At 43.1% G+C, this 10,957-nt stretch carries 8 protein-coding genes and 1 pseudogene; 6 read left to right on the top strand and 3 right to left on the bottom strand.

All coding sequences use genetic code 11. The features are described 5' to 3' along the window. Positions 1 to 27: 27 nt before the first annotated feature. Positions 28 to 741: pseudogene (locus Q4491_RS08280) on the top strand (IS256 family transposase); the annotation flags it as partial. 88 nt (positions 742 to 829) lie between these two features. Here Q4491_RS08280 and Q4491_RS08285 read toward each other — a convergent pair. From Q4491_RS08285 to Q4491_RS08295, 3 genes are all read right to left on the bottom strand, one after another. Next, the gene (locus tag Q4491_RS08285; RefSeq protein WP_303456314.1) at positions 830 to 1,786 is read right to left on the bottom strand and encodes a polysaccharide deacetylase family protein; all 957 of its coding nucleotides are present in this window, start codon (positions 1,784 to 1,786) and stop codon (positions 830 to 832) included. 61 nt (positions 1,787 to 1,847) lie between these two features. After that, positions 1,848 to 3,032 (bottom strand): glycosyltransferase family 2 protein, encoded by a 1,185-nt coding sequence (locus tag Q4491_RS08290; protein WP_303456316.1) that lies wholly within the window; start codon positions 3,030 to 3,032, stop codon positions 1,848 to 1,850. 83 nt (positions 3,033 to 3,115) lie between these two features. Beyond that, positions 3,116 to 3,352: a hypothetical protein gene (locus tag Q4491_RS08295; protein ID WP_303456319.1), complete on the bottom strand. Its 237-nt coding sequence runs from the start codon at positions 3,350 to 3,352 to the stop codon at positions 3,116 to 3,118. Positions 3,353 to 4,007: 655 nt separating this feature from the next. Between Q4491_RS08295 and Q4491_RS08300 the strand changes: the two genes are divergently transcribed. Genes Q4491_RS08300 through Q4491_RS08320 form a run of 5 tightly spaced genes read left to right on the top strand, consistent with a single transcriptional unit; the run spans position 4,008 to position 10,807 of the window. After that, entirely contained in the window at positions 4,008 to 5,729 is a 1,722-nt protein-coding gene (locus Q4491_RS08300; protein WP_303456322.1) for a peptidase domain-containing ABC transporter, read from the top strand. Beyond that, entirely contained in the window at positions 5,726 to 7,033 is a 1,308-nt protein-coding gene (locus Q4491_RS08305) for an HlyD family type I secretion periplasmic adaptor subunit (protein ID WP_303456324.1), read from the top strand. The genes Q4491_RS08300 and Q4491_RS08305 overlap by 4 nt, the downstream gene beginning before the upstream one ends. A 2-nt stretch (positions 7,034 to 7,035) precedes the next feature. Next, entirely contained in the window at positions 7,036 to 8,535 is a 1,500-nt protein-coding gene (locus Q4491_RS08310; RefSeq protein ID WP_303456327.1) for a hypothetical protein, read from the top strand. Between the two features lie 2 nt (positions 8,536 to 8,537). After that, positions 8,538 to 8,987 (top strand): toxin-activating lysine-acyltransferase, encoded by a 450-nt coding sequence (locus Q4491_RS08315; RefSeq protein WP_303456330.1) that lies wholly within the window; start codon positions 8,538 to 8,540, stop codon positions 8,985 to 8,987. Continuing rightward, positions 8,984 to 10,807 (top strand): toxin-activating lysine-acyltransferase, encoded by a 1,824-nt coding sequence (locus tag Q4491_RS08320; RefSeq protein ID WP_303456333.1) that lies wholly within the window; start codon positions 8,984 to 8,986, stop codon positions 10,805 to 10,807. The genes Q4491_RS08315 and Q4491_RS08320 overlap by 4 nt, the downstream gene beginning before the upstream one ends. The last annotated feature ends 150 nt before the right edge of the window (positions 10,808 to 10,957 follow it).

Genomic DNA, 10,957 nt, shown 5'->3' on the forward strand with positions numbered 1-10,957 from the left:
CCGCTACAGTTTCATTAAACCACAACAATTCACTATAAAATCTAAGAAATTGGCCGCTTCATATCTAAAGTCATTTATACCATTCTGGGCCTGACCGTTGACCGTAGAAAGGAGTTGCTGTGACTATATCTTTCTGAAAGTAAAGGTAAATATTATTCGGGCAATGTGCTAACCGACCTGCGGAACCGCGGTGTCAAAGATATCTTGATCGCCTTGGTAGACGGCTTGAAAGGCTTCCCGGAAGCCATTGAAACCATCTACCCTGAGACAGAGGTGCAGATCTGCGTCATTCACCAAATCCGCAACTCCATGAAGTACGTTGCGAGCAAAAACCAGAAGGCTTTTATGGCGGATCTCAAGTGTGTCTACAAGGCCGCCACACAGAATGCTGCTGAGCAGGCGCTGGATGAACTGGAAACAAAATGGGGTAAGCAGTACCCGTTGGTCATCAAATCCTGGCGCAGCAAGTGGGACAATTTGTCGGTATACTTCAAGTATCCCGAGCAGATCCGGCGGGCCATCTACACCACTAATGCGGTTGAGGCGGTGCACCGTCAGTTCCGCAAGCTGACCAAAACCAAGGGTGGCTTCGCCAACGAAACCAGCTTGCTGAAGCTGCTCTATGCGGGGATGTTGAAGGCTTCCGAGAAGTGGACGCACCCGGTACAGAACTGGAATCTGACGTTATCCCAGTTGAGCCTCCACTTCCCGAACAGGGTCGATCAATATGTGGATCAGTGACTTATGCTGACACAGAACTATGAACACCCTCACACCGGACTATGAACAGCCTCAATTTTTGACTAACGGTGGAGTCCATGTACCCCTGTTAATTCTCAACACAAGCATTGTCACCTAACATTAGGCTTTTTACTTGTTCGTAGTTTGTAAATTTAATATCGTTTCTATTAATTATTTCATTTAAACGATTTCCAGTCCAAATTTCATATTCATCAAACCTAAACTCAGCGTCTTTAAGAGAGAATCTAGCTTCATCAGTAAGGAATGATGGATGAATCGCAACATGATGTAGGCCAGGTTTAGCATACTTAAACATATTATTATATAAATCATATCCCACTTCTGGATTTTCTCTCCTTACACCAGGATTATAATACATCCAATAAACATTCGCGCTAAATATGTCATCATCAATAAGATTGGATGAAATTTCCATTTGCTCTTCCTGACTTAGGTGATAGAACTGTGTCACAATAGGAAGGTTATATTTCTTTGAAACACCAAGAATCATTTTTATATATTCATCATTTAAAAGCCAAAACACCATATGAAAATCCAAATGAGTAACATTTAAGCCTAACTCAAGAGCTTTTGTTATCTGAGCTTCTATTTCTTTTTGCATTTCATCGATTTCAGCGTTATCATATAATTCTTTATTTGTCCTCCACATTAATCCAGCATCGTTATAGAGAGAAGGTACTTCAATCTCACTCAAAACCGGAGACCATCCATTTAATTCTTGCCATTCATTAGTCAATGTCAGATGAATACCAATTGGCACTTTATTATCTATAGCATACTGAGCAGAAGAACGAAAATTTGGGGCAGGAACCATCAACGAGAAGGACTGAATTTTGTCATTTTCGTATAATTCATAGACTGCACTATCAATGTCCTTATGCATTCCAACATCATCTGCATTTATAACAAATACAACATCATCATTGGAGTATCCTAGACAGTTTGCGACTTTACTTTGACCGTCACAACCTAGTAAAAAAAGCGATATTATGGCTGTGAGTACGACATGAATATTTAATTCCATAGGATATTTCTCGGGAAAATAAAAAGATGAAATTACTGTTTTTTGGTAGCTTCCAATAGTATCAGAATACGAGCATCCTACTTGGATAATTTTCGATAATATTATCCCTGTATCTAGCTGATAAATCCTCATTACCCAAACTTGCCAAGCAAAGGCAAATTAGCTCATCTATATGAAGACCTTCAACATTAAGTGAATAATTATCAGATGTATCTATGCTTTCTCTTTTCTCGATAGAACATGATAATATCCTAGAAATATCGCCAATAAAATTAGCGCGAACAATTTCTATTTCAGCAGCCATTAAATAGTAAAAAAAGTCGCTAACTCCATCCAAATATTCAGAAAAAGAGTTGGAAACCTCAATCATTTCTTTATACTCACTTTTAAAATAAAGAATCCTCATTACGATCTTGTACATTTCTCTAAAATATCCATAGAAAAGATTTCTTCTCTCATTACGGCAAATCTCATTCATTAGAACGATCATGTCATTCTTTATTTCATCATAAATACACTCGTCTTCCATCAACAATCGGTCACGCAGAAAAAAATACCTCCAACGGACATCATTCGGCTCCTCAAGTAAAGCCTTTTTCAGAAGAGAAATATTTCTATTACCTTTATCCTTTTTCTTTATTATTGACTTCTCGTATCCATCATGACTTATAGAAACATCAATTGGAACATTACAAGGTGGTGATTTACCTTCCAAAATTGGCTCTTCGTGAATACGTCCTCTATATCTTATTCCTGATTTTTTTTTAAAGATTCGTCCATTACTCCAGCATGTTGACGCTTCTGTGCATTTGATTTTTGGGGAAAATATTGACGCTTCAGTAAGCTTGTAAGTATTCAAATAACCAAGTAAATCCCAAAGGTGCTCATTACAATCAAGAAACCATTCATCAGCATCGAGAAAGAACACCCAATCACTATTAGCCTTCTCAAGACCAAAATTTCTTATTTTTGAGAAGTCATCATCCCATTCTAACTCAAATAATGCTACATCTTTATAGTTAGATAATATAGCCAAAGTATTGTCTTGCGAGCCAGTATCAATTACTATTACCTCAGAGGCAATGGGTAAAATACTATTAATACATCGCTGAATACATCTTTCTTCATCTTTGCAGATAACTATAAGTGAAACAGTAACAGCTGGACACTGTTCTATAGGCAACCTTTCTGTTTTTAAAAATTCAGGGGATCTTACATACTTTTCAATATCTCTACTTGCTATCATAGTACAGCCTTTAGTTTGTCCCCTGTATGTTAACAGGGGACTTTTTCCTTAAAGATGCTAAGTATTAAAAATGTGTATCTTTATTATGCACCACCTGATGGGCCACCAGTGCAGCCGCTACTACCAGTAACACGACCACCGCCAACTGTACGACCATTTGTCGCGATATATCCATTTGCTCCACTATCAACATTGAGAGCGGTTGCTATGTTAGCCACTGTTACATGAGCACCTGTTATGCCATTACTACCACCACTACCACTACCACCACCAAAATGTGCTTGCACTTCTCTCAACAACTCATTAGATGAATTTTTCATATATCATTACCTTTTAATGTCAATAAAAGCATTTTCCATACTTATAATAAACCAATCCAAAACACTGAATTTAATGTTTATTTTCTTGTTGATGATTTAGGAGTTTTACATCTCAGGACCAAAATCACAAAACTGAATATATCATGAGTAATTTTTTTTATTAAAACTCTTGAACTTTTTTCCGATACACCTCTAAAAAAACTATTGTCACTCTATCTACATGTTGAGTTTACGATTATAAATAGATAAAAGTTATTTTAACGATAAGAATGAAATGTTCTTGTGATTTTAATATCATTAAAACCATAGTCTTGAGTATCAATCTCGTATTAAATGCCTATAAATTGAGAAAACATTGATTTAAGAATGGTATCAAGGAGCACTTTATGCCTAACTAGGCAACCCGTTACCGGAACAGAAAAACATGTCTGAACCAGCCTTTGAAAAAAGGAGTCGCTGCATATGAAATAATGAATGAAAACTCAGGGTCATACAGCAGGTTAATGCCTAAAAACATAGTGAATAGCTTGAATTTCTCGTCCGGGGAACCTTTATCATAATAAGGTAAGTAATTGATTTTTAATGAAAATAAAGTTACTTATGTAGTTTTTAGCGTATTTTTAGGTGGAAGTTATAATTACATAGGGTGATGCTTGTGTTTCGCAAAGTATTTTATAAGTATAAAAAAGGCTTGTTTATTGTTTTTTCTTTTTCGGTTATTTCCAACCTGCTTTCTCTTGCTGTTCCTATTTCCTTCATGGCTGTCATCGACAGAGTACTCGTATCTTCAGGTTATGCGACATTGAATGTTATTTTTTTGATTCTTATTGTGGTTGCCATTTCAGAAGCTGTTGTTAACGGGTTTACGGCTTATCTCTATAACTGGTGTAGTAGCAGTATTATTTCGGAAGTGGCCGGAAGTTTTTTTCATCACTTATTTCACTTGAAGAGAGATTACTTCCAGAGTAATACTCCTGGTGACACGATGTCTCGGATCGGTGAGATAGATACCATAAAGAGATATATTACTGACTGGATGCTAGCCTACTCGGTCGATATCTTGTTTATGGTGATCTTTTTGTCAGTCATGCTCAGTATTAATGCGACGTTGACGCTGGTAATTCTGGCTACTGTCCCCCTTCACTTATTGCAATATTTTCTCTTTGGCAAGGCACTGAAGAGCAAAAATCAGCAGGTGTTTGTTAATAACATCCAGTATAACTCGGCGGTGTTGGAATCGTTATCGGGGATAGAGGTGATTAAGAACGAAGGGAAGGAAGGTTATGCGATCCAGCGGGTAGCGAATGCTCTAGGTAACTCTTTGAAAAATAGCTTCAGCCTTTCTGTGATTCAGCTCTTTTCCGGCCAGTTATCGGCGACCCTGAGCAAATTATCCGAGGCGGTGATTCTATTTGTCGGTGCCTATTTGGTGTTGGGGCAAAAAATGAGCTTAGGGGAGTTGGTTGCCTTTAATATGATGAAAGACCGCGTGACTTCCCCATTGCTTCGTACGGCGTCGATATGGGAAGAGATCATGCAGTTCAGGCTGTCCCGCGAGCGTATCAACACGGTTATGAATGAAGAAAGCGAGGCAGATCTCAATGGCTGTACCTTAGGTTCAGAAATATCCCGGATTGAGTTTACCGACGTAAGATTTGCCTATGGTCAGCACAAGGTTATTGATGGCTTTAATCTGCTGATAAAGCCAAACTCCATGACCTGTATCGTCGGTGAATCCGGTGCTGGTAAAAGTACTGTGACCCGCCTGCTTGCTCGCCTTTCTGACAATTACCAGGGCCGCATTGAAATATCAGGAAAAGATATACGCCATATCGCGCTTCCTTCGCTACGAGAAAAGATTGCATATATCAATCAAGATAACGTCCTGTTCAGCGGTACAGTCCGTGACAATATTTTGTTTTCTAGTGCACGTCGGGATGAGGAGTGGCTTCACCATTGTGCCCGCCAAGCCTGGATCCATGACTTTATTGTTTCATTGCCACAGGGCTATGAAACACCTGTTATCGAAGGTGGTAAAAACTTTTCCGGCGGCCAGATCCAACGAATCGCGATTGCCCGAGCGATGGCCAGCGATAAGCCTATCATGATTCTTGATGAGGCGACCAGCGCACTGGACTATGAATCTGAATACCAGATCGTGGCCAACCTGAAAAAGGCGGCAGAAAATAAAACCCTGATCGCCATTACCCACCGGTTATCCCTTGCACGCTGTGCAGACAATATTGTCTGCATGGAACAAGGCAAGATCCTCGAGCAAGGCTCACACGATGCCCTAATTCGGCGAAACGGGTTTTACAGTCGCTTGCATAACTATCAGATGGGCGAAGTGCTGAAAAATGTGGAAGCCTGCGCATGAATATTTCATTCAACCCTTTGGTTTTGCAGCAAGAACACCAGCCGAGGCTGCCACTGCGGTTATGGGTACCAGTGATACTTATTGCCTTACTGGTGATCACTGTTACGCTGTCGGCCGCTTCAAACGTCGAGATCCTAGCAGCAACTAAGGGCAAGGTGATACCGAGCGGTGAGATCAAACTGGTTAATAGCCCGGTTTCAGCAGTGATTCAAGCGGTGTTGGTCAAAAACGGCCAGTTGGTAGAAAGAGGGCAACCGCTTGTTCATCTTGACCTGGAAGCTGAACAAAGCGAGCTGATGGGAATCTATGAAACGTTGGCCAATATCAATGCCCAACTGGAGAGCCTTCAGCCTTTACTGGGTATTTCTATCAATAACCTAGTGACCAAACTTTCTGAGCTTCGAGCTGGCGAATTGCCGGGACGGATCGAGCAGCAGGTCACCCGTAACCGGCTTGTACTGCTAGTCGATCAGCTTGACAGTATAGGAGATGCGATCGCGCTTCAACACGCAAATATCAAACAGCAGGGTTTGCTCAATGAGAGAAAGCAGGTTGAACTCAAATACCAGGACGAGCTATTAGAAGTCAACAAGCAGCTTCATAGCAAAGGGTTTACCTCGCGTCAGGAAAGAAAGAAACTGCAATTTGGGCTCAAAGAGCTTGAACTGGATATCGCAGCAGGGAAACAGGCAATACTCCAGATACAATCCGAGATAGATAGCCTGGAAAGCGACAAAGCACAGGCGATTAACCAGTTCCGGCATGAGGTTAGTGATCGTTATCTGGAGCTCAAGCAGAGTCAGACCCAGCTAGAAAGTCAGAAAGATGCGCTTACTAAGCGGCTAAGATATCAGGAAGTGACTTCTCCTTATACGGGTTATGTGGAAGATGTTCAGGTGACCACGGTCGGCAGTTTTATTTCTTCCGGAGAAGCGTTACTGAAAATCGTACCTGAGCAGGACCGGAAGATCCTGGAAATTATGATCCCCAATAAAGATGCAGGTTTTGTCCGAAAGGGGAACAAGGTCAGAGTTAAGTTTGATGCCTATACCTATACCCGTTATGGCTCGGTAGATGGGGCAATCACCTATTTGTTCCGGGATGCCAACAAGGTTGAGGAGCAATATATCTACAAGGCTTATGTATCTCTGGCTCAGGATCACCTGACGATTCATAACCGGCGGCACGAAATCAACCACGGTATGACGGCCCAGGTCGATATAATTACAGGTGAGCGCAGTATTTTGAGCTATTTCACCGATCCGATCCTTAATGGTATTGATCAAGCATTGATAGAGAGATAGCCATGAATAGTGCCAACATTAACTTATCATTGAGTGACAGCTGCTTTGTCCCATTTATAGCTTTTCGCCTGACCAAGGCCAAGGTGGTATGGGTAAATATGTCATTGCTGCACAAATACCAGTTGTTTAGCGGTAAGCAACTTCCGGATAAGGAGGTTGTTGACTGGTTACTAGACGAGTTCGCTTACACTACGTTTTCCGACTCGTCCTGCGTTGACCAGTCTAGGCAGGGCCAATTTTATGCCGAGCGTTATGGCGGCCAGGCTATCAATCGGAATGGAGGAGGGGCCCGTGCCGGGTTGAAAGGGCACTTTCAGGTCAAGGGAATGGGGCCGAATGCATTGGTCGGCGAGGGCTCGGATTTTTGGTACTCCCACGGTTCTGCGACTTTGGTCGATATGATCCAAGAGGCATTGTGGGGAGAAGTATGCCACCACTTGTTGCCTTACGGCAGTGTGCGCTGCCTGGCAGTGATCCAAACAGGTCTTGATGCTATCGGGGATCATAAAAAGGAACAAGTCAAACTGCCGGGAGGCATGGTTGTGAGGGAAAATGCACTGCGCATTGCTCACTTCGAGAGAGCTCCTTTTTTTTCTCCTTCCGCTAGAGCTGAGGAATTGGTTAGCGACTGTGACAGGACGAAAGCGGCACTGGAGAGCCTTAAATATTCTATCGAACAGATACTGGCTACCCATATTGCGAGCCTTTCCGATGGGCTGATAGCTTTGGTAGAACGCTGGGCGGTTCAGTTTGCTTACGCCAAGTCTGTGCGTCTTATGCATGGTGCGGTGACATCGTCTAACCTTTGCCTCGACGGTCGATGGATTGATTTTGGCACCATATCAACACTGGGTAAACATGCTAATACTATTTGTGGAAGGGGCAATCCGCCTTTCTGGCATGATCATTCCGCCATTTATGTCAGCATCTATAACCTTTGTTTCTACATCAATAAACTAGGACCAGTCGGTGAGCGGGGAGCTGATAGTGATGCAATAAGCCAGCATTTCACCTGCCACTTCGAACGGGCCATGGAGCAATATTTTATTGCTCTAGTTGGGATACCGTTACGCTACATTGAGCTGGTTACCGGTTGTAAGGCAGCCCGGGAATTTTACATGTACCTGTTACGTATGCTGCAGATGGGCGGGCTAGAGCCGCGTACCAAGATCCCTGCTCATCAGGACCAGGTCACGTATTACAGCTATACCGATATTCTGGCTTTGCTTGATGGTACGAAAATGTGCCGCTCAAGGTTGGAGAAGTGCCTTAGATTCTCGTTCGATGCGTTGATGACCAAGGTGGAGGCAATGACCGGCTTAGATATCACTTCTGAAAGGCAAGTGCTATTGCAACAGAGGGAAAGCAACCTCGATCCCCTTCACTTTGATTTGTTGAGAGGGGAAATATTCCGGATCGCTGGCTCCACGGATTTACAGCAAGAGGTTAGCGAGCTGATTGATAGCCGTGTACAGCTGGCATGCAAAATGAGGTTACGGTAACGATGCAGATTAAACTGAAAACAGCGGCTATTGAATCGTCCCCAAATTATGAGAAACTGGGAATAGTCCTTTCAGTGTTGGCGAGGATCTATCCAGAACAGCAGGTGAATATGGCCTATATAAACCAGGTGCTGTTGCCCGCCATTGAGCACAATCAGCTAGCAATTTTCTGTAATTACGATGAAACTCCTGTCGCGTTTGTTATCTGGTACAGGCTGACACCAGAAACCCTAGCCCGTGTTGAAGAGTACCCATACCAATCCCTTCATATAAGTGAGTGGAACGAAGGAGATCAACTCTGGCTGCACAACTTCTATGCCTGCCCGGGTTCTCTGGCTGCAGCGGCGAAATATATTAAGCAGCAGCTCTTTAAAGGGGAGACTCGGATAAATTTCTGGCATAAAAACCAAACCCGTTGCATTTCTCTGTGTGACAAGGAAAGCCGATTGTGAATAATATCTTACCTGTACTGAAGAATTCGGAAACGCTGACCTACCAGCGGGCACTCGGCATAATTAGCTGCCTTGTCGCGATGGATAGCCGAACCAATACAAGTTGGACAATGGAATCGCTGTACCAAGCGATCGCAAAAAGTGTCGAGCAAGGGTGTTACCAAGTATGTTGTAACTCGTTTGGACAGCCTGAGAGTATCCATTGCTGGCAGATAGACAGGAAGCATCCCTATCTTTGCGCGAGCCCATTTGCTGACTCGGAAAACAATGCTCCGCCGGTACATATTAATCCGGAGTCCTATGACTTTTATCGCTATCTCGGAAATGCTTTTGAACTGTTGAGTTTTTCTGACTATCACAAAATGATTCATATCGAATACATTCAGCGGGAAATTCTTCCTCCTGCCTGGTACCAGCAATTGATGGTCTACTACGATGAGCGAAATTTTCCCTGGGCATTTTTTTCCTGGGCGAGGATCAGCTCGGTCATTGAAGAGCGTATCCGGCATGAGAAAGCCGGTCTGATGTGGGCAGACTGGAATGGCGGTGAGCGTCTGTATGTTAATGATCTTGCTGCCCCTTGGGGAGGCTCGCGGTATGTAATCCGAGATATGAGGGAGCGTATTTTCCCCCATGATAAAGGGGCAAAAGCCATTCGCCGTAAAGCAGAGCTCATGTCTGGTCGACCTTCACACTTTAAAGTACTGCGGGCAGAGATGCGGTTGGATACAGAATTGGTAGATGCAACCAACACATTCGTTGACGGCCCCGGCATGTATGACGATTATCAGAAGGTCATCGCTCTATTGGATGAGTTTAAGAGTCGGTACGAACTCGCATCATTACTTGATCAAAATAATGCCTGTGCTGCGCAAGAGCTAAAAATGGCTAATGAACTCTATTACCAAGCACGGTCAAAGTTACAACCGATTCTAGAAGAAATTCTGGCTCACAAAGAACAAAGGGCTGCAGACTATCTAGCTCTGGAAACTGTGATAGTGCCTTTTTCTTCCTCTTTCATTCGCGAGAACCGGTTAACTGAGTGGGAGGTTAGAATAATCCGGGAATGGGTAACGCGAGTGTTAAGGCTTGCGAAACAGTCAAAAGTCGAAAGGCAAAAGGATAGTCATGAATACTGCAGGCTGGAATATCAGGAGGTAATCAGGTTTTTCCGCCAGACATTTTTAACCTATCTTCCCGGGCTTGCGGCAACATGCGATGAAATGTTAGCGAATATCCAGCTCGATTTACGCGCGACGGTCGATAAAATTGACCGTCCATTTGCTAGGCAAAGAGGTAATCGCTTACCGACTTATATCTCGGTGCCGTTCAACGGAAGCGCAGAAGGAAGTATCGATCTGATCCATGAACTGTCCCATGCGCTGCTATATGCAGAAAATAGTCAAAATGCTGGTTATTTGTTTGTCGAAGATCGGCCCCTGATAAATGAAGTTTTCGCTTTCCTCGGTGAGTACCTCTATCTTGCTTATCTCAGGCAGTTTGAATCATCACATTCGACCCGTTCAGATTTTGCCGAACGAGTAAAGAATCGTTATTACTTTGAAGAATGTATGCCATTTCTTGAGAAAGCTTTGGCAGAGGGCAATACAGCGGCGGTGGATTACTGTGCTGTCTACCCAGTTGCAAGAAAAATTGCCTACTCGCTGGCGCAGGGAGTGGTGGCAGGACAGCATCAAAGTATCGAGCGGGTTAGCCAGATGTGTCGGTTAGGGGGGGAATTTTCGTTTGGATCTTTGCTATTAGAACTGTTGCCTGATAACGAAGGAAATTCAGGCGGCGAGTATCGCGCAGACATCTAGCTGTAGTTTTCTTCATGTTAAGGAGTAACAATGTAGTGGTCAAGTAAAACTGGCCACAGTTTTAGAGTCATTCCAGAATAACCGTTCTGACTCATTTGGCGTCAGACCACCGTTATATTGATGTGGCCTGATCTCGCTGTAATATTCCGT

This window comes from Photobacterium sp. 2_MG-2023 (genome assembly GCF_030547675.1).
In the GTDB taxonomy this organism is placed as follows: domain Bacteria; phylum Pseudomonadota; class Gammaproteobacteria; order Enterobacterales; family Vibrionaceae; genus Photobacterium; species Photobacterium arenosum.

Bases quoted from the DNA above. Each gene is read 5' to 3' on its own strand.
- Q4491_RS08285 (WP_303456314.1), bottom strand. From the start codon at position 1,786: ATGGAATTAAATATTCATGTCGTACTCACAGCCATAATATCGCTTTTT.
- Q4491_RS08290 (WP_303456316.1), bottom strand. From the start codon at position 3,032: ATGATAGCAAGTAGAGATATTGAAAAGTATGTAAGATCCCCTGAATTT.
- Q4491_RS08295 (WP_303456319.1), bottom strand. From the start codon at position 3,352: ATGAAAAATTCATCTAATGAGTTGTTGAGAGAAGTGCAAGCACATTTT.
- Q4491_RS08305 (WP_303456324.1), top strand. From the start codon at position 5,726: ATGAATATTTCATTCAACCCTTTGGTTTTGCAGCAAGAACACCAGCCG.
- Q4491_RS08310 (WP_303456327.1), top strand. From the start codon at position 7,036: ATGAATAGTGCCAACATTAACTTATCATTGAGTGACAGCTGCTTTGTC.
- Q4491_RS08315 (WP_303456330.1), top strand. From the start codon at position 8,538: ATGCAGATTAAACTGAAAACAGCGGCTATTGAATCGTCCCCAAATTAT.